The sequence below is a fragment of the Streptomyces sp. NBC_00459 genome, from assembly GCF_036013955.1.
Classification (GTDB): domain Bacteria; phylum Actinomycetota; class Actinomycetes; order Streptomycetales; family Streptomycetaceae; genus Streptomyces.
This window is the reverse complement of the sequence record NZ_CP107903.1, coordinates 7,006,100-7,029,626: the sequence shown is the minus strand read 5'-3', so window position 1 is coordinate 7,029,626 and position 23,527 is coordinate 7,006,100. Positions and strand designations below refer to the sequence as shown.

Below are 23,527 nucleotides of genomic sequence, written 5' to 3'. Positions count from 1 at the left end.
GCTGGGTTACCGAGCGGGATCACTGAGGGGGGTTGCCGTGCTTTCGCGAGGGCAGGTCGGCGTGCTTGCTCTGCAGCATCGCGAGCGACCTGATGAGCACCGAACGCGTCTCGGCCGGGTCGATGACGTCGTCGACCAGACCGCGCTCGGCGGCGTAGTAGGGGTGCATCAGCTCGGACTTGTACTCCTTGACCATCCGAGCCCTCATCGCCTCGGAGTCTTCGGCATCCGCGATCTGACGGCGGAAGATGACGTTGGCGGCACCTTCCGCGCCCATCACGGCGATCTCGTTCGTCGGCCAGGCGTAGGTGAGGTCGGCGCCGATGGACTGGCTGTCCATGACGATGTACGCGCCTCCGTACGCCTTGCGCAGGATCAGCGAGATCCTCGGAACGGTCGCGTTGCAGTAGGCGTACAGCAGCTTCGCGCCGTGCCGGATGATTCCGCCGTGCTCCTGGTCGACACCCGGCAGGAAGCCGGGGACGTCCAGCAGCGTGACGATCGGGATGTTAAAAGCGTCACACATCTGGACAAAACGCGCAGCTTTTTCCGATGCCTCGATGTCCAGGACCCCGGCGAGACTCTGCGGCTGGTTGGCGACGATCCCGACGACCTGGCCGCCGAGCCGGCCGAGCGCGCAGATGATGTTGCGGGCCCAACGCTCGTGGATCTCAAGGTAGTCGCCGTCGTCGACGAGCTCCTCGATGACCTTGGTCATGTCGTACGGCCGGTTGCCGTCGGCCGGGACGAGGTCCAGCAGGATGTCGCCGCGCCGGTCGGCGGGGTCCTCGGAATCAACGCTCGGCGGGTTCTCGCGGTTGTTCTGCGGGAGCATCGCGAGGAGGTAGCGGACCTCGGCGATGCAGGTCTCCTCGTCGTCGTACGCGAAGTGCGCGACGCCGCTCGTCTCGGCGTGCACGTCGGCGCCGCCGAGACCGTTCTGGGTGATCTCCTCACCGGTGACCGCCTTGACGACGTCCGGGCCGGTGATGAACATCTGCGAGGTCTCGCGGACCATGAAGACGAAGTCGGTGAGGGCGGGGCTGTAGGCCGCGCCGCCGGCGCACGGGCCGAGCATCACGCTGATCTGCGGGATGACGCCTGAGGCCTTGGTGTTGCGCTGGAAGATGCCGCCGTACCCGGCGAGGGCGCTGACGCCCTCCTGGATACGGGCGCCGGCGCCGTCGTTGAGCGACACCAGCGGGGCCCCGGCCGCGATGGCCATGTCCATGATCTTGTGGATCTTCGTGGCGTGGGCCTCACCCAGCGCGCCGCCGAAGATACGGAAGTCATGGGCGTACACGAAGACCGTACGGCCCTCCACCGTGCCCCAGCCGGTGATGACACCGTCGGTGAACGGCTTCTTGGCCTCCAGGCCGAAGCCGGTCGCGCGGTGCCGGCGCAGCTGCTCGACCTCGTTGAAGGAGTCCGGGTCGAGGAGCAGCTCGATGCGCTCCCGGGCGGTCAGCTTGCCCTTGGCATGCTGCGCCTCGGTGGCCTTCTCACTGGGTCCGGCCAGAGCCTGCGCACGGATCTGGTGCAGCTCGGCCACACGCCCACGCGCGTCCGTCGGTTCCCCCGTCGGCTCGCCCGTGGACTCACCCTGCGCCTCATCCAAAACGGTCATGTAGCGACCTTACGAAGCCGAGCGAGAAAACCGGGCCGTCGACTCCGTACAGTCTCCGGAGCGTTTTCCTGGTACCCCTGAACAGAACAACATCGGCATGCAGCCGACCCGACTGATCAGAGGGCATGCGCGTTGTAGGGGTTCCACAAAGCAGTCGCGGCGAGAACCCTGTCACGTCGGACGAGAGTACGACACCTAGAGTGATGGAGTCATCACTTCACAGACAAAGTTGAACTTTGAACGGAATGGAACTACGGTGTCTCTCGTTGAAGTGATTCAAGCTTCAACAACTTCGGTACCTCGTCCCCAAGGAGTCACGTCATGAGCATCTTCGGCCGCAAGACCACCGCTGACAGCGACGCCGCCACCTCGTCCGTGGCGACCGCGGTGGCTCCCGAGCTCGCCGCGCTGACCGGCGACTACACGATCGACCCGTCCCACACGACCATCGGCTTCGTCGCCCGGCACGCCATGGTGACGAACGTCAAGGGCAGCTTCCAGGAGTTCGAGGGCAGCCTGCACCTCGACGGCGCCGACCCCGCCAACTCGACAGCCTCCCTCGACATCACGATGAACAGCATCGAGACGGGCTCCGCCGACCGTGACGGTCACCTGAAGAGCGCGGACTTCTTCCGCACGGACGAGTTCCCGACGATGACGTTCCGCTCCACCAAGGCCGAGTCCCTGGGCGGCGACGACTACCGCATCACCGGCGACCTGGAGATCCTCGGCACCACCAGGCCGATCTCCATCGACCTGGAGTTCAACGGCACGGCGAAGGACCCGTTCGGCAACGAGCGCGTGGGCTTCGAGGGCAAGGCCGAGATCCTGCGCTCGGACTGGGGCCTGACGTGGAACGCGGCGCTGGAGACGGGCGGCGTGCTGGTGTCGGACAAGATCAAGCTGAACTTCGACATCTCGGCCATCAGGAACGCGTGACGCCACGCCTGCCGCTCCGGATGCCGCTGAGCCGGCACCCACGGAGCGGAGACGAACCGCCCGCCCGGTCGTTCCCCGACCAGGCGGGCGGACGTGTATCGGTGCCCCGACTCCCGTTCAGGCGGACGGAGTTGCCGCCCCTCCCGCCAGTCCGGCGACGGCTGCGGCGAGGCGTGCGGCCCGGATCTCCGGCGTACGGGCCTTGAGCAGCGGCAGTACGACCTGGTACTGATCCGTCCTGCCGAGCGCCCCGAAGGCCGCCTTGGCCACGGGGTCGCCCTCCAGCGCCGCGAGGAGGTCGTCCGGGACGGAGGCGTTGCGCTGGGACTCGTACGCCGCCTCCCATCGGCCGTCCGCCCTGGCGGCGTCCACCTCCGCGAAGCCGCCGGGCCGCATCAGCCCGGCCGCCGCCAGCTCGGGCACCCTCCGCACATTGACCATCGACCACTGGCTGCCCGGCCTTCGTGGCGTGATCTTCTGGAGGAAGTGCGAGGCGTCGAGGCTCTTGCGCTGCCCGGTGATCCACCCGTGGCAGAGGGCCATGTCATTGACCTCACCCGCGGTGACGGAGACCAGTCCCGAGCCCTTCTTCGCGACCTTCACCCACAGACCGGCGACCCGCGGTGCCGAGTGGGCGACGAGCCAGGCGTCGAGGGCGGGCGCGTCGGGGAAGGGCATGACGGGTACTCCGTCGAGGGCGTCGCCGGGCTGGTCCGGGGCATTGGCGGGTGGGGTGGTCATGAGGCCACAGTAGGAGAGATCTAGGACAGAAACTGTCCTACTGGCGCCCACACCGCCGGGGAGCGGTACGGCCGCCGGTGGCCGGGGCCTCCGCCTCCGGAATAACCCGATGCGTGGCCCCCGCCCGCGAGTTAATCTCCGACCATGACCTGGCTCCCCCGCGATTTCGTCCATCCGCTGCACGTCGACGTGCCCGGCGGACTTCACCTGCGGCCGATTCGCGGGGCCGACGCCGCGCTCGACCACCCGACCGTCATGGGCTCGCGCGAGCGGCTGTGGAGCATCTTCGGGGAGGCCTGGGGATGGCCGGCCGCCACCATCACGTACGAGGCGAATCTCGCCGATCTGGAGCGGCACGCAGCCGAGATCGACGCCCACGAGTCCTTCAACTACGTACTGCTCAATGACGACGAGACCGTCGAACTCGGGTGCGTCTACATCGATCCGCCCGAGAAGGCGGGCGCCGACGCCGAGGTCTCCTGGTGGGTGGTGGACAGTGCCGTGGGGGGTGCGGTGGAGCAGGCCCTCGACGCTCTCGTGCCGCAGTGGATCGCCGAGGACTGGCCCTTCGAGAAGCCTCGGTTCATCGGGCGCGACTTGTCCTGGGCGGAGTGGCTGCGGCTGCCCGACGCCGCCGCGTAGCCCCCGGCCCCCGCCCCCGATCCAGCCCGATGGCTCGATAGCCGCGGCTGGATTTCGCCCCTTGTGGGGGCACTCACAGCGTTCACATAATCCTTCAACAGATTTTGACCAGCTCATGCCATCAAAAGCACGAGTTCTTTCTGTTGATTTGGCATGGGCCTGACATTTCTGCGTATGTCCAACCCCCCACGGAAGGCATCACGTTGAAGAAGCTCATCACCGCGCTCAAGAGAGCCGCGGCCGCCGGCGCAGCCGCGCTCGCGATCATCAGCCTGCAGCCCCTCTCCTCCGCGCAGGCCGCACCGGCGCCCGTCGTCGGCGGAACCCGTGCCGCGCAGGGCGAGTTCCCGTTCATGGTCCGGCTCTCCATGGGCTGTGGCGGCGCGCTGTACACGCAGCAGATCGTGCTCACCGCCGCGCACTGTGTGAGCGGCTCGGGCGCCAACACGAGCATCACGGCCACCGCCGGTGTCGTGGACCTCCAGTCCACCTCCGGCCGTGTCCAGGTCAGGTCCACCCGGGTCCTCCAGGCCCCCGGCTACAACGGCACCGGCAAGGACTGGGCGCTGATCAAGCTCGCCCAGCCGATCAACCTGCCGACGCTGAAGATCGCCACCACCACGCAGTACAACACCGGTGACTTCACCGTCGCCGGCTGGGGCGCGGCCCGTGAGGGCGGGGCCCAGCAGCGCTACATGCTGAAGGCCACGGTGCCGTTCATCAGCGACGCCACCTGTAAGGCGTACGGCGGCCTCTACAGCGGTCTCGTCGCCGGCGAGGAGATCTGCGCCGGCTTCGCGGCGGGCGGCGTCGACACCTGCCAGGGCGACTCCGGCGGCCCGATGTTCCGCAAGGACAACGCCGGTGCGTTCGTCCAGGTCGGCATCGTCAGCTGGGGCGACGGCTGCGCCCAGCGGAACGCTCCCGGCGTCTACTCCGAGGTCTCGACCTTCGCCTCGGCCATAGCCTCGGCGGCGTCCACTCTCTGACGCGCCTGAGCAACACCCTCCGTACGACGTCCACGGGCCCGACGCTCTCCAGCGCCGGGCCCGTGCCCGTATCCGTACCTCTAGCCGTACGTCGTAGGGCTTGCGTGGTGAGGGTGGGTGCCCCCGCCGCCCCTGTCCGACCCGTCCTCGGGGCGCCGGCTCAGAAGCCCCCTCCGAAGTCGCCGCCGCCCCCGAAGTCCCCTCCCCCGGATCCGCCCCCGAAGTCCCCGGGGTCGAAGTCCGCGCCGGACATGTCGCCGCCCTCGTAGCCGCCGGTACCCCCGAAGTCGCCGTATCCCCCGCCGTAGTCGGCCGCGTAGGACGGGGTGGCCATCATGCTGCCGAGCATGGTGCCGACGAGGAGGCCGGGGAGGATGCCGCCGCCGAAGTAACCACCCGCCCAGGGGCCGTACGCCGGACCCGCGTCCCAGTACGGGCGGGGCCCCGAGGCGGTCTCCACCTCGCGGACCGCCGGGTCGTGGCCGTCGGCCAGGCGGGCCCGGTCGGCGGCGCAGACCGGGACCTCGCGGGGTGCGCCGCCCGCCGGCGTCCAGGTCGCGTCCCCGACCGACGGGCCGTGACGCGGATCGAAGAAGCAGGGGCCACGGCGTTCGGGCAGCGGGCGGCCCTCGCGGCGCGCGGCCAGTTGCGCGAGCGAGAACCGGCCGTCCTCCAGCGACTGCGTCACCGCGCGCACCTCCTCCGGCCGCCGGGTGGCCGCCATCAGCGACTTCGCCTTGTCGTACGCGTCCAGCGCCCGCTCGTAGTCCGCGCGCATCGCGTCGTCGGCACCCGCCTCGGCGGGATGGAAGTCGAGCCGGTCGAGTTCCTCGCCGAACGCGGTGATGTCCTCGTCGACGACGACCGTCAGCTTGGCGAGCGCGGCCCGCCGCTCCTCCTCGTGCCGTGCGCGGTTGCGCCGGACCAGCGCGTACGCGCCGACGCCACCGGCCGCGAGCACCGTGCCGAAGGCGATCAGCGCCCCCGTGTTCACCCCGCCCTCGTCGCCACCACCCGAGTCGCTCCAGGTGGCCGGCGCCGAACCGCCGACGTTGCCGCGCAGCGCCGCGTCGACGAAGTCGTTGAGCTGGGCCTTCGTATCGCCCGTGCGCTGCGCCGCCGTCACAAGGTTGGCGACCGCCGACCCGCTCAGCACGGTGCTGTCGGCCCGCGCGGCGAAGTCGCCACCGAGGCGGACGGCATACAGCCCCGTGACACCTGTCTCCGTGCGGAGGTTCGTCAACAGGTTCCGGCGCGGCTGGTCGGCCGGAAGGACGGCCACGAAGACGGGCTTGTCCGCGTCCTTGATCCTGGCGGCGAGCGCGTCGGCGTCGGACGAGGACAGCAGGCCGGAGGCTGCCGGGTCCACGTACACCGGGCCCGCGCGCAGCGCTTCGGCGATCTTCGAGAGGTCGGTGGCCGCGTGCGCTCCGGGCGCGGCGGCCGTCAGCAGCGCGAGTACCGCGAGTGTCGCGACGAAGGGCACCAGCAGCAGGCGTACGAGAGGACGGACCAGTACGGCCTTCATGTCTTCGAAGCTACCCGAGTCGGGGGCGAAACGGGGATCGGTCCTGGTGGGGCTCCCACTGCCCCCACCTCACCAGGACCGCTCCCGCATCGCTCAGGCCGCCCGGTACGCGGCCCTCAGCTTCTCCACGGCCGCGCCGTAGCGCCCGGTCAGCAGGAGATGGTCGGCGTCCGCGAAGGGTTTGGCGACGGCCGACGTGATGTCCTGCCCGATCTTCTGCTGCACGATCAGCCGCGCCTGGGTGACGAGGGTGCGTCCCGTCCTCCCGTCGTGCGCCCGCTCGGCCCGGGCCGCCGCGACCGTCAGCGACTTCAGGGTCTTCTCGCCACCCTCCGCGACCTTGGTCCTCGTCGTGAGTCCCCAGCCGTACGGGAACTGCGGATCGTACGTCGGGTCGCCCACGTTGATCGGCAGCTGGGCCTCCGACCTCGGCCAGGTGAGCGGGAGTTGGCCGGTGAACGCGCGCCTGCCGTAGAGCACGTCGGCGACGCCGTCACCCTCGGTGCCCGGCAGCCAGGAGGCGACCAGGGCGTCGATGTCACCGAGCCGGTCGCCGATGAGCTGAGGGCGCCCGGCGACCACCAGCACCGCGCACCTCATCGCCGCGCACACCCGGTCCACCGCCGCCTTGTCGGTGTCGCTCAGTGCCAGATCGTTGCCGTTGCCGACGTCTCCGACGCCCTCGGCGTACGGTGTCTCGCCGACGACCACCACACCCACGTCGTATCCGTCGGTCGGGGCGGAGGCGTCCTTGGAGTAGGTGACGCTGCCGCCGGCCTTCCGGATGCCCTCCAGGACGGTCGTGCCCTCGGTGATGTCCCCGGAGGAGCCCTGCCAGGTGACCGTCCAGCCGCCGGTCTGGTTGCCGATGTCGTCCGCGTCGGACCCGGCGACGTACACCTTCTGGGACTTCTTCAGCGGCAACAGGCCCTGCGAGTTCTTCAGCAGCACCTGCGACTTCGCCGCCAACTGCCGTGCCACCGCCCGGTGTTCGGCCGAGCCGATGTCCGCAGCACCGCTCGTGTCGGCGTACGGGCGCTCGAAGAGGCCGAGCTTGAACTTCTGGGTGAGGATGCGGGAGACGGCGTCGTCGATCCGCTTGCCGTTGATCCGGCCGGCGTTCACCTCGCCGACAAGGGTGGCGTGGAAGTCCTTGTAGGCGTACGGAACCATGATCATGTCGAGGCCCGCGTTGACGGACGTACGGACGTCGGAGGCGTAGTCGCCGGGGATCTGGTCGATGGCCTGCCAGTCGCTGATGACGAAGCCGTCGAAGCCCATACGGCCCTTCAGCACACCGTTGATCATGTCGGCGCGGGCGTGCATCTTCACCGGCCCCTGGCCGTCCCCCTCGACATCGAGGGAGGAGTAGGACGGCATGACCGAGCCGACGCCCCGGTCGACGGCGTCCTGGTAGGGGGCGAGGTGGACCGCTTCCAGTTGCTGCCGGGTGACCTCGGTGACGCCCTGGTCGATGGTGTACGAGCCGGTGGTGGAGGAGCCGTATGTCGTGCCTCCGTCGCCCACGAAGTGCTTGGCCGTGGCGAGGACCTTGTCGTTCCTCTTCAACTCCGTGCCGTTCGCCCGCCCTTGGAGGCCCTGGATCACCGTCTCCATCGACTCGACGAGCGCCGGGTCCTCACCGAACGACTCGTACGTACGTCCCCAGCGTTCGTCACGGGCCACACAGAGACAGGGCGCGAAGTCCCAGGGGATGCCCGTGGCCCGGACCTCCGCCGCGGTCACCTTCCCTGCCCCGTAGGCGAGTTGGGGATCGCGGGCGGCCCCGATGCCGATGTTGTGCGGCAGGATCGTGGCACCGACCAGGTTGTTGTGGCCGTGCACCGCGTCCACCCCGTAGATCAACGGGATCTGGAACCGCGTTGTCCGAGACCGGAGTTGGAAGCCGTCGATCATCTTCGCCCAGGCCGCCGGGGTGTTGGGCGTGGGCGTCGAACCGCCGCCGGAGAGCAGCGAGCCGAGGTCGTAGGAGGCGATGTCACCGGGCGTCGCCGCGAGTGCGCCGCGCTCGGCCTGGGTCATCTGGCCGGCCTTCTCCGCGAGGGACATCCGGGAGAGGAGGTCGGCGACCCGCTGCTTCACCGGCAACTTGCCGTTCAGGTACGGGAGTCCGTGAGCGTCGATGACGATCTGCGGGGTCTCGGCCGGGGCCCTGGCTCCGGTGACCGTGAGCTTGAGCGGGATCGTCTCCGCCGACTCCGCCGCCCTGTCCTTGCGGGTGGGGACCTGGATCGTGCGGGAGGTGCCGGAGGCGGTGCCCGCGGGGAAGGTGAACTCGCCGCGGACGGGGGTGTAGTCGGCGCCGTCCGACGCCGTGCCGCCGGTCGTCGTCTCGTACGTGACCGTCACCGGGTCGGTGAGTGGGGCGGAACCTGTCGTGCCGAGAGTGACGCCGACCGTCGCCGTGCCGCCCTCCTTCACCGGGTACACGGCGGAGTCGGTGGTGACGGACGCCCGCAGCGACTGATCGGCCCTGCCGTACAGTTCGACGCCGTCCATGGCGAAGCGGTCGCTGATCCCGACGGGGAGCGTGAGGGCGTAACCCCAGGTCTCGGTCAGGCCGAGGATCTGGTCGATGCCGCCGACCGGCTGGTAGTCCGTGCGGTACACGAAGTCGGTGAAGGGGATCTCGATCCGCTTCCAGCCGGTGAAGTCGTCGGTGAAGGAGGTCGTCCAGAGTTCGGAGGCCTCGCCGTTGGCGCCGCCGTCCTTCAGTTCGAAACTGACCTTCCTGCCGTTGTCGCGGCCCTCCCACCAGAAGCGGATGCCCTTGCTCGCCGACCAGTCGTGGGCGGGCTCGGCGAAGGCGAAGTCGTGGGTGAAGCCGCCGTAGCCGCTGATGTCGTAGGTGCCGGTGAGGACCTTGGCGCCCTCGGGGGCGTCGGCCCGTTCGGTGAGGGCGAGCCGGGGCGGGTCGTCGGCGTCGCCGCCCCAGGTGAAGATGCCTCCGGCGGGCGGGGAGGCGAAGGGGACCTCGCCCTCGAAGCGGTCCACCGGGACGGGGTCGGGTACCGGGGCGGGGTCGTCCGCCCCGGCCGCCGTGCCCGCGGCGGCCAGGGGCAGCAGCCCGGTCAGCAGAGTGGCGCAGACGAGCAGGGCGGTTCGTCGCATGGACCTTCCCTCGGCTCTAGGAGTCCTTGAGGCCTTGAGTCCACTTGAACACCTCACGTGCACTCGTGGCTGGGAACACGCCGCGAGTCAACAAGTGCCCCTTGGAGCCGTCAAGGCGCCGAACACGCCTCGCGCCACTCTGCCCGAAACCGGTCCTCTACTTGGCGGGCTCCACGCCCGCCCGCAGCAGTCCGTACGTGTAGGCGTCCGCCAGCGCCTCCCAGGACGCGGCGATCACGTTGTCGGCGACGCCCACCGTCGACCACTCGCCCTTGCCGTCCGAGGTGGAGATGAGCACACGGGTCGTGGACTGCGTGCCGTGCTTGCCCTCCAGGATGCGGACCTTGTAGTCGACCAGCTCCAGCTTGGCGAGCGGCGGGTAGATCTTCTCCAGGGCCACCTTCAGGGCGCGGTCGAGGGCGTTGACCGGGCCGTTGCCCTCCGCCGTCGCGACGATGCGCTCGCCCTTCGCGAAGAGCTTGACCGTGGCCTCGTTGGCGTGGCTGCCGTCGGGGCGGTCCTCGACGATCGCGCGCCAGGACTCGACCTCGAAGTACGTACGGGCCCGGCCCTCGGCCTCCGCGCGCAGCAGCAGCTCGAAGGACGCGTCGGCCGCCTCGAACGTGTAGCCCTGCAGCTCGCGCTCCTTGACTCTCGCCACGACCCGGGCGACCAGCTCGCGGTCGTCGCCGAGGTCGACGCCGAGCTCCTTGCCCTTGAGCTCGATCGAGGCGCGGCCCGCCATGTCGGAGACCAGCATCCGCATGGTGTTGCCGACCTGCTCGGGGTCGATGTGCTGGTAGAGATCGGGGTCGACCTTGATCGCCGAGGCGTGCAGGCCGGCCTTGTGCGCGAAGGCGGAGACCCCCACGTACGGCTGATGCGTGGACGGCGTCAGGTTGACGACCTCGGCGATGGCGTGGGAGATACGGGTCATCTCGCGCAGCGCGCCGTCGGGCAGGACCTTCTTGCCGTACTTCAGCTCCAGGGCCGCCACGACCGGGAACAGGTTGGCGTTGCCGACGCGCTCGCCGTAGCCGTTCGCCGTGCACTGGACGTGGGTGGCGCCCGCGTCGACGGCGGCGAGGGTGTTGGCGACCGCGCAGCCCGTGTCGTCCTGGGCGTGGATGCCGAGACGGGCACCGGTGTCGGCGAGGACCGTGGCGACGACCGCCTGGACCTGGGCCGGGAGCATCCCGCCGTTGGTGTCGCAGAGGATGACGACATCGGCGCCGGCCTCTGACGCCGCGCGGACGACGGCCTTCGCGTACTCGGGGTTCGCGCGGTAGCCGTCGAAGAAGTGCTCGCAGTCGACGAAGACACGGCGGCCCTGGGCGCGCAGGTGGGCCACGGTGTCGCGGACCATCTCCAGGTTCTCGTCGAGGGTCGTGCGCAGCGCCAGCTCGACATGCCGGTCGTGGGACTTGGCGACCAGGGTGACGACGGGCGCGCCCGAGTCCAGCAGTGCCTTGACCTGCGGGTCCTCGCTCGCCTTGCCGCCGGCCCGGCGGGTGGCGCCGAAGGCCACCAGCTGGGCGTGCTTGAAGTCGATCTCCTGCTGGGCGCGGGCGAAGAACTCGGTGTCACGCGGGTTGGCGCCCGGCCAGCCGCCCTCGATGAAGCCGACGCCGAAGTCGTCCAGGTGCCGTGCGATGGCCAGCTTGTCGGCGACGGTGAGGTTGATGCCCTCGCGCTGGGCGCCGTCGCGCAGGGTGGTGTCGAAGACGTGGAACGAGTCGTCGGGTTCGCTGGGTTCCGTCATGATCTCAAGGCTCCTGAGGATGTCGATCTCGGTCTGTACCGGAATGACCGGCTCCACCGTCCCTCAATGATCCCTCGCGCTCCTTCTCCGGCTGAAGGTGGGCCAGAAAAGCGAAAAACCCCTCGCGGGTGCGAGAGGTCTGCGCGCGGGTCGAGGACGAAGAGGCCGCCCGTACCTGGTAGTACGTGGCGGTCACTGCGGACCGGCGCGCCTGCTGCCAATAATCGTGGCGAACGAGAGCACGGGGGCAGTCTGGCACAGCACTGCCCCCGCGCTCAGGGGCGTCTCAGCATACGAACCCGGAATGTCCGCAGGACTCAGCGCAGACGGCGCACGAACCCGTCGGCCTCGCCGTTCGTGTCGCCCTTGACCAGCTGCGCGGACGTGCTTCCGAGCCCGAGGAGACGGCCGCCGCCGCCGAACGAGGTGATGTGGACGGAGTTGTCCGTGACCGGCCCGCCGGTGACCGCGGGGCTGGCGAGCCGGGACTTTCCGGTGCGCAGATCCCGTACGTACGCGTTGCCCTGGCCCTGTGGGGCCGCGAACACATAGCCGACGTACCGGCCGTCACGACTGAGCTCGGGCCCGAAGACCGCGGGGCCGCCCGCTCCCTCGTGGACGACGCCCCGGGTCCTGTTCGTCCGCAGGTCGCGGACATAGGTGTTGGTGTTGACCGCACCGCCGGCGACCAAGTCGTCGCCGTAGTACTCGAAGGAGATGATCCGGCCGTTCGCCGAGAGCGACGGGGTGAGGCCGTGGTACGCGGCCGGGGTGCCCCCCGGGGTGACGTCGACCTGTTCCTCGGTGCCGGTGCGGCGGTCGCGCACCCACAGCTGCCCCGGACCGCCGCGCGGCCCGAACTGCGTGTACGCCACATAGCGGGCGTCCGCGCTGATGTCGACGTGGTACGAGCCGCGGTCCGGGTGGTCGCGGTTGGTGATCCGCTCCGTCCTGCCGGTGCGGCGGTCGGCCAGGTAGACGGCCGGATAGATGGGCCGGTCGGCGCTCTCCATCTGGCTGGGCCGGGCGGTGAAGGCGACGTAGCGGCCGTCGTCGGAGATCCGCGCGGCTCCGTGGGCGTACGCGGACGCGCCCGTCGGCGTCTTGCTGACCCGGTCCGTGCGGCCCGTACGGCGGTCGTGCACGTACACGTCCTGGGCCCAGTCGACCTGCGGTTCGGGCCACTTGGCGAGGTTGGTCGCGGTCGAGACGAGCACCACGAACCGGCCGTTGGGGCTGATGGCCGCGACGTCGGTGCCCCGGTCGGCCTGGGCGCCGTCCGACGCGACGCTGACCCGCGTCACCCGGCCCGTTCGCAGATCCCTGACGAAGGCGTCCTCCACGCCGTTCGTGTCGCCCGGGACCAGGTTCCTGGCGTTGGAGTCGAACGCGGCCCAGCGGCCGTCGTCGCTGAGGTACGGCCCGGCCGAGTAGCTGTCTCCCTGCGCGCCCGCGGCCGACACGGTGACCCGCTCGGTCGTGCGCGGCGGCGCCGGAGCCGCCGAGGTCGCCGCCAGCGCGACCGCCCCCGCCGTGATCGCCGCGACGGTCATCGCGCGCGTGATTGCGAACATGTGCTCCCCCGTTTTCCCCTGCCCCCGCAGGGCGCTGTTCCCCCGGCCCCGTGCCGAGGGCTCACCGCGATGCAAACGCACCCCACGCTACGGGTCAATGGGTCTTATTGCGTACAACCCGGACGCGGGTTCACGCGTCCGTGTGGTCCTCGCCGGACAAGGGAACCGGCGGCCGGCAGGTAGCGTCGGGGCGCCTCATCCCGCCTGCAGTCCGGGCAGGAACTCCCCCGCCCCGAACGCCGGTTTGAGGTCGGTGAACCAGGTCGCGTCCTCGTCGTACGCGGCGAAGAACGGGCGGTCGACCAGGGCGGGATCGCGCGCCTGGATCAGGTGCAGCACGAAGACCTTCTCACCGGCCACCTCCGCGACCCCGTCCACGCTCACCTTGCCGGGCATCGCCGACATCACCGGGCCGCGCACGGTACGGGCGAGGCCGGAGACCCGGGAGTGGGCGTCCCGGAAGATCCGGTGGGCGCGGACCAGCGGGACCCCGAAGTAGCCCTGCGGGCCCGTGTCCCGTTCCACGAACTGGTAGTACGGCACCGCGCCCAGTGTCGTCGTCTCGTCCCACAACTCGGCCCACGCGTCGGCGCTGTCGTTGATCCCGGCCACCAGCGGTCCCTGGCAGCGGATCACCGCGCCGGTGTCGCGCACCCGTCGCATCGCCTCCCGTACGACGGCCGGGCGCAGTTCCTGGGGATGTGTGAAGTGGGCCATCAGGGCGAGGTGACGGCCGCTCGCCACGACCTTCTCGAACAGCCGCAGCAGGTCGTCGGCGTCCCGGTCGGTGGTGAAGCGGTAGGGCCAGAAGGCGAGTGACTTGGTGCCGAGGCGGATCGAGCGGATGTGGTCGATCTCCAGCAGCGGGTCGACGTGGCGGCTCAGTACCTCCGTACTCATCACCAGCGGATCGCCGCCGGTGATGAGCGCGCTGCTGACCTCGGGGTGGGCGCGGAGGTAGGCGGTGGTGGTGGCGATGTCGTCGGTGGCGATGCGGAGTTCGGACTCGCCGACGAACTGGGGCCAGCGGAAGCAGTACGTGCAGTAGGCGTGGCAGGTCTGGCCCTGGCGCGGGAAGACCAGCACCGTCTCGGGGTACTTGTGCTGGAGACCGGGCAGCCGGACGCCCTCGTGCACGGGCACGTTGGCGTCCAACTGGCCGGAGGGGTGCGGGTTGAGGCGCATCCGGATCTCGTGGGCCGCGCGCTGGAGTTCGCGGGCCGGGGCGCCGGTGGCCAGCAGGTCCGCGATCTCCCGCACGTCGGGCGCGGGGAGCATTCCCGTCTGCGGGAAGGTGAGCCGGAAGATCGGGTCGCCGTCCGGTACGGCCGACCAGTCGATCAACTCGTCGACCACATAGGCGTTCGTACGGAAGGGCAGCACCGTCGCGACCGCGCGCAGGGCCAGTCTGTCGGCGGGCGACAGTGAACCGACGCGCTGGAGCAGGCCGTCCAGGTCACGGGGGGTGAGGGCGCGGAATCTCGGGCCGCCGCGCGGGGCCGGGTCGTGCGCTGAGCTCATGCTGTGCTGGGGCCTCTATTCCGTGACCAGGGCCGGCGGTCGCAGCCAGACGAAGGCCGCCGCCGGTGCATCGTACTTCTCCGCATAGTGCGCGATGAGCTGTGTGTGCAGCTCCGTTTCGTCGTCGACCACGATCACCTCGTAGGCGGCCGAGGGGGTCCCCAGGGCGTCGCTGTACGCGGAGAGCTGGTCGAGGCGGTGGCGGGCCAGATAGGACACGAGGTCGTGTCCGGCGACGTACCACCGCTCGTCGACGACCACGAACCGGCAGGTGAACTCCCGCCGGGCGGCGGCCGCGTCGACCAGGGTGACCGGCATATGGGTGAAGCGGTCCATGGGTTTGCTCTGCTGCCACAGCTCGTCGAACCGCTGCTCGACGAACGCCCCGAGCGGGGAACGGACGGCGACCTGGAGCTGGACGCCCTCGCCCGAGAGACGTCCGACGGTGAGGAAGGAGACGAGGGAGTGGCCGTCCCAGCGGTAGAGGGTCACACCGGGCGAGGTCGAGCACAGCCGTACGTCGAGCAGGGTGCGGGCGTGGTCGTCGAGGCGGTCCCGGAAGGAGTGCAGGGTGCGGAGGTTGCGCAGGATGTCCCGGCGGATGTCGGCGTGCCGTTCGCCCAGTTCCTGGCCGCGCAGGATGACGGCGAGGGAGTCGGGGTCGAGCAGCAGGATCTGTACGCGGGCCCCGTGCGCGGTGGCGGAGCGGATACCGCGGAAGAGGCGCTCGGAGAACTGGGGGCCGAAGACGTTGGAGAAGGTGTCGAGGATCTTCACGTTGGAGGTCGAGCCGTGCACCTGGGCGCTGAACCACTCGTAGTCGAGGCGGGTGTGCTCGCGCACCCGGCCCTCCTGGGCGCGGCTGATCAGCGGGCCGATCACGAAGACGGTGACGGCGACGCCGAGGATGTCCGTGCCGAGGTTGAGGGAGAGGTTCTGGCCGTAGTTGTCCATGCCGGAGCTGTTCCAGAGCAGGAATCCGGCCAGCGCGGCGAGTAACACGAGGACGGAGAGGCTCTGCGGGCGCCGGGGTTTGCGCAGTTCACGCAGGAGACCGCGCAGACGCGAGCGACTCGGCGGCCGTGCGGTCATACGTTCCCCCTCCCCCGGTGGAATAGGTGGATACCCACCGGGGGAACGCGTTACGCGCAAGGGGCGGATGCCATGAGCGGACCCGCGCCCTGAAGGGGCGCGGGGAACTGCGCGACCAGCCCCCACCGGCCCGCAGACAACGAACTGCCGACCCCGCCAAGCCCTCAGCCGAGAAGGTGCATCCAGCCGTGCCTGTCCTCCGCCGTGCCGCGCTGGATGTCGAGCAGCGCCTCACGCAGCCGCAGCGTGACCTCGCCGGGCTCGCCGCCGCTCTGCTGCCACTCGACGCCGGTGCGCTTGATCGTGCCGACGGGGGTGATGACGGCCGCCGTACCGCAGGCGAAGACCTCGGTCAGGGTGCCGTTCTCGGCGTCGCGCTGCCACTGGTCGACGGAGATGCGGCCCTCCTCGGCGGTGTAGCCGAGGTCGCGGGCGACGGTGAGGAGGGAGTCGCGGGTGACGCCCTCCAGGATGGAGCCGGTGAGGGAGGGGGTGACGATGCGGTCCCCGTACACGAAGTACAGGTTCATGCCGCCGAGTTCCTCGATCCACTTGTGCTCGACGGCGTCGAGGTAGCAGACCTGGGCGCAGCCGTGCTCGGCGGCCTCGGCCTGGGCGAGCAGGGAGGCCGCGTAGTTGCCGCCGGTCTTGGCGTCGCCCATGCCGCCTGGGACGGCGCGGACGCGGTCCTCGGAGAGCCAGATGGAGACGGGCTTGACGCCACCGGGGAAGTAGGCGCCGGCGGGGGACGCGATCACCAGGAACAGGTACTCGTTGGCCGGCTTGACGCCGAGGCCGATCTCCGTGGCGATCATGAAGGGGCGCAGGTAGAGGGACTCCTCGCCGCCGTGCGCCGGCACCCAGTCGCGGTCCTGCCGCACCAGCGCGTCGATGGCCTCGATGAACGTCTCGACGGGCAGCTCGGGCATGGCGAGTCGGCGCGCGGAGTGCTGGAAGCGCAGGGCGTTCTTCTCCGGCCGGAAGGTGGCGACGGAGCCGTCGGGCCTGCGGTAGGCCTTGAGGCCCTCGAAGATCTCCTGCGCGTAGTGCAGGGTCATGTTCGCCGGGTCGATGGAGAGCGGGCCGTACGGGACGAGCTGGCCGTCGTGCCAGCCGCGGCCCTCGGTCCACTTGATCGTCACCATGTGGTCGGTGAAGTGGCGGCCGAAGCCGGGGCTGGCCAGGATCGCCTCGCGCTCCGCGCCGGAAAGTGGCGAGGCCGAGGGCTTGAGCTCGATCGTGGGCGTCGTCATGAGTGCTTGTCCTTCACCGAATGTGTGTGTGACGGGCCGCGCCCACGCCCGTGACCGCCAGTGACCAGCAACTGATGGCCGGTGATAGGACGTCCGAGCATTCCCTCGGTCCGCGGCTCCGCGTTCGATTATCGCGCGAAGGGAGCCATGGACGAAAAGGGCGTGAATGCGACCCAGGGGATGATGGTGACACCCGGCGGGGACATAAGAGAAGCCGCCGGGTGCATGTGCGACCCGGCGGCTTCGAAAGTTTTCGAGTGGAGCGCCGCGGGTCAGCCGGCTACTCGTACGGCGAGGGCGTCGCCGATCTCGTCGGTCGTCCGGGTCGTGGTGCCGCGCTCCGCGAGGTCGGCGGTGACGGCCTCCTCGATGCGGGCGGCCTCGGACTCGTAGCCGAGGTGGCGCAGCAGGAGGGCGACGGACAGGACGGTGGCGCTGGGGTCGGCCTTGCCCTGACCGGCGATGTCCGGGGCCGAGCCGTGCACGGGCTCGAACATCGAGGGGTACTCGCCGGCCGGGTTGATGTTCCCGCTCGCGGCGACGCCGATGCCGCCGGAGACGGCCGCGGCGAGGTCGGTGATGATGTCGCCGAAGAGGTTGTCGGTGACGATCACGTCGAAGCGCTCGGGCTGCGTGACGAGGTAGATCGTCGCCGCGTCCACGTGCATGTACTCGGTGGTGACGTCGGGGAACTCCTCGCCGACCTTGTTGAAGATGTCCGTCCACAGGTGACCGGCGTGCACGAGCACGTTGTTCTTGTGGACGAGCGCCAGCTTCTTGCGGGGGCGGGCCTGGGCGCGTGCGTAGGCGTCGCGGACGACCCGCTCGATGCCGAAGGCGGTGTTCAGCGACACCTCGGTGGCGACCGCGTGCGGGGTGCCCTGGCGGATGGTGCCGCCGTTGCCGGTGTACGGGCCTTCGGTGCCCTCGCGGACGACCACGAAGTCGATCGCGGGCTGGCCGGCCAGCGGGGTGGCGACCCCGGGGAGCAGCCTCGACGGACGCAGGTTGACGTGGTGGTCGAAGGCGAAGCGGAGCTTCAGCAGGAAGCCGCGCTCCAGGACGCCGGACGGCACGCTGGGGTCGCCGATCGCGCCGAGCAGGATGGCGTCGTGCTTCTTGAGCGCGTCCAGGTCGGCTTCGGTGAGGGTCTCACCGGTGGCGTGGTAGCGCCGGGCGCCGAAGTCGAACTCCTTGGTCTCCAGCTTCACATCCTGCGGAAGGACGGCGGAGAGCACCTTCAGCCCCTGGGCCACGACCTCCTGGCCGATGCCGTCACCGGGAATCACTGCGAGATTGATGCTGCGAGACATACCGGCACCGTACTCCGGGTCCCATGGGATGACACGCCGTGTCCGCGATACGGACAGCGAATGGGTGCGAACAGGCGAGCGAAAGGGACGGGGGTGGGCGCTCTTCGACCGGCGTTCACCTGTATGTGTGGCGGACGTTGGGGTTTGCTGGGAAATTCCCACCCATGGAGTTCCCTCCCCTGGACAGTCCCCCGGACATGGACACCCCCGACGTCGGCATACCGCCTCAGCTGGCCCGCCGGATGAGCATGGCGGAGCAGTACGAGTACCTGCGGACGCGGCTGACCCGGCGCCGCGCGCTGGTGACGGCGGGCGCCCTGGCCGGCGGCGGCCTGCTCTCCGGCTGTTCGTCGAGCACGGGCACGGCGAACCCCGCGACCAGCAGGGTCCCCGGCTCGGCCGTCGTCCCCTTCGGCCGCCATCTCGCCTTCGGCGCCGACCCGAAGACGCAGATGCGGATCTCCTGGCAGGTCCCGTTCGCGGTGCGGAAGCCGTACGTACGCGTCGGACCGACGCCCGGGGACCTGAGCCACCGCGTCGAGGCCGAGCTCCGCCCGCTGCACACTCCGGGCCTGACGGGCGTACGCCTCGATCTGGACCAGTACTACGTGCACGCGGCCCTCGACGGACTGCGCCCCGGGACGACGTACTACTACGGCGTCGGCCACGAGGGCTTCGACCCGGCGTCCGCCGCGCACAGCTCGTCCCTCAACATGTTCCGCACAGCCCCGGCGACCGCCCCCGCGAGCTTCGTGTTCACGGCCTTCGGCGACCAGGGCGTCACACCCGACGCGCTCGCCAACGACAGGACCCTCCTCGGCCGGAACCCCGCCTTCCACCTCCACGCCGGTGACATCTGCTACGCGGACGTCACCGGCCACGGCGAGAAGTCGGACAGTTACGACCCGACCGCCTGGGACCTGTTCCTGAAGCAGACGGAGACGGTCGCGAGGTCGGTGCCGTGGATGGTGACGACCGGCAACCACGACATGGAGGCCTGGTACTCACCCAACGGCTACGGCGGCCAGTCGGCCCGCTGGTCGCTCCCGGACAACGGCTTCGACGCCCGGAACACCCCGGGCGCCTACTCGTTCACGTACGGCAACGTCGGGGTCGTGGCGCTGGACGCGAACGACGTGTCGTACGAGATCCCGGCGAACCTGGGCCACACGGACGGCCGCCAGACGGCGTGGCTGGACCGGCGGCTGGCCGAGCTGCGGGCGTCGGACGCGATCGACTTCGTCGTGGTCTTCTTCCACCACTGCACGTACTCGACGTCCACCCACGCCTCCGACGGCGGCGTGCGGGACGCCTGGCTGCCGCTCTTCGACAAGCACCAGGTGGACCTGGTGATCAACGGCCACAACCATGTGTACGAGCGGACGGACGCCCTCAGGGGCGGCCGGGTGGGACGGCGGGTGCCGGTAGGCGCGTCGACCGACCCGACGCGGGACGGCACCGTGTACGTCACGGCGGGCGGCGCGGGCCAGAGCCTGTACGGGTTCCCCTACGGGGTGAAGGACAGCTTCGAGGGGAAGGTCGCCGACCGGGAGTCGGTGGAGAGCTTCTACTGGGCGAAGTCGCGGGAGCGGCACGAGGACACCGTGGAGTGGTCGCGGGTGCGCTACACCGGCTACTCGTTCCTCTCGGTGGAGGCGGCGGCGGGCGCACCCGGCACGGCTCCCCGGCTCACGGTGTCGGCGCTGGCGCAGAGCGGGGAGCGGATCGACCACTTCGAGGTGCGGCGCGGGTAGGGCGACCGCACCCACGACGAGGGCCCGACGAGGGTCCTCAGTGACCCGTCTGGCCGCCGTTGTCCCGGCGGTCGAGGGCGCGCTGGAGAGCCGCGGCGGCGTTCTTGCGGTCGGACTCGCTCGTCGGGGAGACGTGGCGGACTCGGCGGCGGACGGTCGTCTCGGCCATGGGAAATCGACTCCTTCAAGGAATCCGGGAGTACGGCAGGGGGGATTCGAGACGCCGGGTTGGACGGGGAACAGCGGCACCGCAGGGGTTGCCTGCACGGGGTACCGGCTCACGGCCGTCATTCGCTTGGTCTGGCGAGACGTTCGGCTTCTACCAAGCTAGGCGAGGACGGGGCATCTGTCTCCACAGTTACTCGGACTTCCTACTATCTGAGACGGTGGATTGGGTCACACCCCACTGACCTGGCCTTTTACAAGACGTCACCATCCCGCCAGTCGAAGACCAGACCGTCCGCCGGGTCGAGTGAGCCGACAGCGGCCGGGCGCACGAAGACACTGCCCTCCTCGTCCGGGAGGTGGATCACGCCGTCCGGGCCGAGAGCGCCGATCCGCCCCTGCCAGAGCTGCCAGCCCCGGGCCGCGTAGAGGGCGGAGCCGTCGGCGCTCGCGGACAGGGCACCGAAGTCGTAGCCACCGTCGACGTACCTCTCCAGCGCGCCCAGCACCTGCCCGCCGAGACCGCGGCGGCGGGCGTCGGAGCGGACAGCGACCGCTTCCACATAGCCGACGCGCAGCCAGCGGCCCCGGTGCAGCGCGCGGCGCATGACGACCGAACCGTGGGCGAGCAGACCGGTGTCGTCGTGGACGAGTGCGTGGATGCCGCCGAGCGCGTGTTCCCAGTCCGCGGCGGCGAAGCCGTCGTCGAAGGCGGCGTCCAGAAGGCCGCGGGCGGCGGCGAGTTCGGCGGGGTTGAGGTCGGCCGTGTGGGCGGTACGCAGCAGGGGAGCCATGACCGCAGTGTTTCGGATTCCGGAGCCCGATCGATCCGGCTGAAGACCTCGCTCTGCCCTCCGGGCCTACAACACCGTCGCCACCGCCTGCCTGAAGCCCGTCGGATCGTCGACCCAGGGAAGATGCCCGGCTCCCGGCAGGATCACCCTCCGTACGCACGGCAGGGCCCGTTCCAGGGAGTCCACCGCCGTACGGGGGCGGATGTCCGCCATTCCGTCGATGATGACCACGGGAAGGTCGAGCACCCGGCAGCGGTCGTACAGGTCGGGTGTGCCCCAGGTCCGCTTCCGTTCGGCGTTGAAGGCCTGGTTGGACCGGTGGTTGATGCTGAACCAGGGGTCGGCCATGCGCCCGGCGTGCTCCAACGCCCGCCCCCGCTCCGGGAATTCGGCCGACCACTGCAGTACGGCGTTCTCGCGCGCCTCCGCCTCGGACAGCGTCGGCCGACGGGCCGTCAACTCGCTCCAGCGGGCGTGGAGTTCGGGCGACTCGGCAAGTCTCGCGTGGAGGTTGTCGCGGTACGCGTCGTGCCAGTCGGCGTCCGGGCCGATTCCCGTGCCGCTCACATAGACCAGCGCGCGGACCCGCTCCGGATGGGCCAGCGCGTAGCTCAAGGCCAGCTGCGCGCCCCAGGAGTGGCCGAGCAGCACCATCCGCTCCAGGCCGAAGTGCCCTCGTACGGCGTCGAGATCGGCCACCGCACGCTCACTCGTCCACGGCCCGTCGGACGGGTCCGAGCGTCCGCAGCCGCGCTGGTCCCAGCGGACCACCGAGGCCAGGTCCCCGAGGAGCGCGGCGACTTCCTCGAACATGTCCCAGAGTCCGGGCCCGCCGTGGCACAGCACCAGCGGCTCGCCTCGTCCCGACCGGCGGGCCCACAGTCCGGTCCCGTCACCGGCCGGCACGGTATCCGTCGCGTGCTCGCTCGCGGTCTCGCTCTCCGTCCAGGTCATGGGCCGAAGTCTGCCCGGCCCATGACCCCGGGTGCGAGGGAGATTCACCCCATGTGCGGGTACGGGTAGTCGGTCGGGGCGACCAGGGTCTCCTTGATGGAGCGGGTCAGGGTCCAGCGCATCAGGTTCTGCGGGGCGCCCGCCTTGTCGTTGGTGCCGGACGCGCGCCCGCCGCCGAACGGCTGCTGCCCGACGACCGCGCCGGTCGACTTGTCGTTGATGTAGAAGTTGCCGGCCGCGTAGCGCAGCTTCTCCATCGTGTACGCGGCCGCCGCACGGTCTGCGGAGATGACCGAGCCGGTCAGCGCGTAGTCGGACACGGACTCCATCTGGGTCAGCATGGCGTCGTACTTGTCGTCCGAGCTGTCGTCGTACACGTACACGGCGAGGAACGGGCCGAAGTACTCGGTGGTGAAGACCTGGTTGGCCGGGTCCGTGCACTCCACGACCGTCGGGCGGACGAACCAGCCGACCGAGTCGTCGTAGGAGCCGCCCGCCACGATCGTGCACGTCGGGTCGGACTTCGCGCGGTCGATGGCGGCCTTGTTCTTGGCGAAGGCGCGCTCGTCGATGACCGCGCCGATGAAGTGGGACAGATCGGTGACGTCACCCATGGTCAAGCCGTCGACCTCGGCGGCGAACTCCTCCCGGAAGCCGTCGTTCCAGATGGAGGCAGGGATGTAGGCGCGCGAGGTCGCGCTGCACTTCTGGCCCTGGTACTCGAAGGCACCGCGAGTGAGGGCCGTCTTCAGGACCGCCCGGTCGGCGCTCGGGTGGGCGACGACGAAGTCCTTGCCGCCGGTCTCGCCGACGAGACGCGGGTACGAGCGGTACTTCTCGATGTTCGCGCCGACCGTCTTCCAGAGGTACTGGAAGGTCTTCGTCGATCCGGTGAAGTGGATGCCGGCCAGATCGTGGTGCTCCAGAGCCACCTTGGAGACCTCGATGCCGTCACCGGTGACGAGGTTGATGACGCCCTTGGGCAGTCCGGCCTCCTCCAGCAGTTGCATCAGGAGAACGGCGGAGTGGGTCTGCGTCGGGGACGGCTTCCACACCACCACGTTGCCCATGAGGGCGGGCGCGGTGGGCAGATTGCCCGCGATGGCCGTGAAGTTGAAGGGGGTGATCGCGTAGACGAAGCCTTCGAGGGGACGGTGGTCGAGACGGTTCCAGACGCCCGGGGAGTTGGCGGGCGGCTGCTCGGCGAGCAGATCGCGCGCGTACTTGACGTTGAAGCGCCAGAAATCGACCAGCTCGCACGGACAGTCGATCTCGGCCTGCTGGGCGGTCTTCGACTGGCCGAGCATGGTGGACGCGGCGAGGGTCTCGCGCCAGGGGCCGGCCAGCAGTTCGGCGGCGCGCAGGATGATCGCGGCACGGTCGTCGAACGACATCGCGCGCCAGGCGGGCGCGGCGGCGAGGGCCGCGTCGATCGCGTCCTGGGCGTCCTGCCGGGTGGCGTTGGCGTAGGTGCCGAGGCGGGCCGCGTGGTGGTGCGGCTGCACCACGTCGAACCGCTCGCCGCCGCCCATGCGCCGGTGGCCGCCGATGGTCATCGGGAGGTCGACGGGGTTCTCGGCCAGCTCCTTGAGCCTGGCCTCCAGGCGGGCCCGCTCGGGCGACCCGGGGGCGTAGCCGTGCACCGGCTCGTTGACGGGGGTGGGGACCTGGGTGACGGCGTCCATGGTTTCCGAATCTCCTTGAGGGGTGAGTGAGCGGGTGTTGTCGGGGGCCAAATCCCTTGGTC

18 protein-coding genes are annotated in these 23,527 nt (G+C 70.1%); 4 read left to right on the top strand and 14 right to left on the bottom strand.

Annotated elements, in window-relative coordinates; translation table 11 throughout:
- Positions 1-19: 19 nt before the first annotated feature.
- Entirely contained in the window at positions 20-1,627 is a 1,608-nt protein-coding gene (locus OHN74_RS31170) for an acyl-CoA carboxylase subunit beta (protein WP_327697898.1), read from the bottom strand.
- Between the two features lie 321 nt (positions 1,628-1,948).
- Here OHN74_RS31170 and OHN74_RS31165 point away from each other — a divergent pair, with 321 nt between their 5' ends.
- Complete coding sequence (locus tag OHN74_RS31165; protein ID WP_327697897.1) at positions 1,949-2,566, top strand: YceI family protein; 618 nt, start codon at positions 1,949-1,951, stop codon at positions 2,564-2,566.
- Positions 2,567-2,683: 117 nt separating this feature from the next.
- Here OHN74_RS31165 and OHN74_RS31160 read toward each other — a convergent pair whose 3' ends face one another.
- Positions 2,684-3,244: a YdeI/OmpD-associated family protein gene (locus tag OHN74_RS31160; RefSeq protein ID WP_443060584.1), complete on the bottom strand. Its 561-nt coding sequence runs from the start codon at positions 3,242-3,244 to the stop codon at positions 2,684-2,686.
- Between the two features lie 207 nt (positions 3,245-3,451).
- Between OHN74_RS31160 and OHN74_RS31155 the strand changes: the two genes are divergently transcribed.
- On the top strand, positions 3,452-3,949 hold the full coding sequence (locus OHN74_RS31155) for a GNAT family N-acetyltransferase (protein ID WP_327697895.1): 498 nt from the start codon (positions 3,452-3,454) through the stop codon (positions 3,947-3,949).
- Positions 3,950-4,152: 203 nt separating this feature from the next.
- Positions 4,153-4,938: a S1 family peptidase gene (locus OHN74_RS31150; protein ID WP_327697894.1), complete on the top strand. Its 786-nt coding sequence runs from the start codon at positions 4,153-4,155 to the stop codon at positions 4,936-4,938.
- A 160-nt stretch (positions 4,939-5,098) separates the two neighbouring features.
- On the opposite strand, the gene OHN74_RS31145 is transcribed toward OHN74_RS31150, so the two are convergent.
- The 8 genes from OHN74_RS31145 to OHN74_RS31110 form a co-directional block, all read right to left on the bottom strand.
- Entirely contained in the window at positions 5,099-6,466 is a 1,368-nt protein-coding gene (locus OHN74_RS31145) for a hypothetical protein (protein ID WP_327697893.1), read from the bottom strand.
- Between the two features lie 93 nt (positions 6,467-6,559).
- On the bottom strand, positions 6,560-9,598 hold the full coding sequence (locus OHN74_RS31140) for a glycoside hydrolase family 3 protein (protein WP_327697892.1): 3,039 nt from the start codon (positions 9,596-9,598) through the stop codon (positions 6,560-6,562).
- A gap of 157 nt (positions 9,599-9,755) precedes the next feature.
- Positions 9,756-11,360: a citramalate synthase gene (gene cimA, locus OHN74_RS31135; RefSeq protein WP_327697891.1), complete on the bottom strand. Its 1,605-nt coding sequence runs from the start codon at positions 11,358-11,360 to the stop codon at positions 9,756-9,758.
- A 317-nt stretch (positions 11,361-11,677) separates the two neighbouring features.
- Positions 11,678-12,934, bottom strand: coding sequence for a TolB family protein (locus tag OHN74_RS31130; RefSeq protein ID WP_327697890.1), 1,257 nt, complete (start codon positions 12,932-12,934; stop codon positions 11,678-11,680).
- 195 nt (positions 12,935-13,129) lie between these two features.
- Entirely contained in the window at positions 13,130-14,455 is a 1,326-nt protein-coding gene (locus OHN74_RS31125) for a KamA family radical SAM protein (RefSeq protein ID WP_327697889.1), read from the bottom strand.
- Between the two features lie 15 nt (positions 14,456-14,470).
- A complete protein-coding gene (locus tag OHN74_RS31120) occupies positions 14,471-15,547 on the bottom strand; it encodes a hypothetical protein (protein ID WP_327697888.1) in 1,077 nt (358 codons plus the stop codon).
- Between the two features lie 164 nt (positions 15,548-15,711).
- Positions 15,712-16,800, bottom strand: coding sequence for a branched-chain amino acid aminotransferase (locus OHN74_RS31115; RefSeq protein ID WP_327697887.1), 1,089 nt, complete (start codon positions 16,798-16,800; stop codon positions 15,712-15,714).
- Between the two features lie 272 nt (positions 16,801-17,072).
- Entirely contained in the window at positions 17,073-18,113 is a 1,041-nt protein-coding gene (locus OHN74_RS31110; protein ID WP_327697886.1) for a 3-isopropylmalate dehydrogenase, read from the bottom strand.
- Between the two features lie 197 nt (positions 18,114-18,310).
- Here OHN74_RS31110 and OHN74_RS31105 point away from each other — a divergent pair, with 197 nt between their 5' ends.
- Positions 18,311-19,867 (top strand): purple acid phosphatase family protein, encoded by a 1,557-nt coding sequence (locus tag OHN74_RS31105; RefSeq protein ID WP_327700345.1) that lies wholly within the window; start codon positions 18,311-18,313, stop codon positions 19,865-19,867.
- Positions 19,868-19,904: 37 nt separating this feature from the next.
- Here OHN74_RS31105 and OHN74_RS31100 read toward each other — a convergent pair whose 3' ends face one another.
- The 4 genes from OHN74_RS31100 to pruA all read right to left on the bottom strand — a co-directional run bounded on the left by OHN74_RS31100 (position 19,905) and on the right by pruA (position 23,465).
- Positions 19,905-20,036, bottom strand: a complete 132-nt coding sequence (locus tag OHN74_RS31100) for a hypothetical protein (RefSeq protein WP_006374903.1) — start codon at positions 20,034-20,036, stop codon at positions 19,905-19,907.
- A gap of 250 nt (positions 20,037-20,286) precedes the next feature.
- Positions 20,287-20,826, bottom strand: a complete 540-nt coding sequence (locus tag OHN74_RS31095) for a GNAT family N-acetyltransferase (RefSeq protein ID WP_327697885.1) — start codon at positions 20,824-20,826, stop codon at positions 20,287-20,289.
- A 66-nt stretch (positions 20,827-20,892) separates the two neighbouring features.
- Positions 20,893-21,780 carry an alpha/beta fold hydrolase gene (locus OHN74_RS31090; protein ID WP_327697884.1) on the bottom strand — a complete coding sequence of 296 codons (888 nt, stop codon included), beginning with the start codon at positions 21,778-21,780 and terminating at the stop codon, positions 20,893-20,895.
- Between the two features lie 44 nt (positions 21,781-21,824).
- Entirely contained in the window at positions 21,825-23,465 is a 1,641-nt protein-coding gene (gene pruA / locus OHN74_RS31085; protein WP_327697883.1) for an L-glutamate gamma-semialdehyde dehydrogenase, read from the bottom strand.
- Positions 23,466-23,527 lie beyond the last annotated feature (62 nt).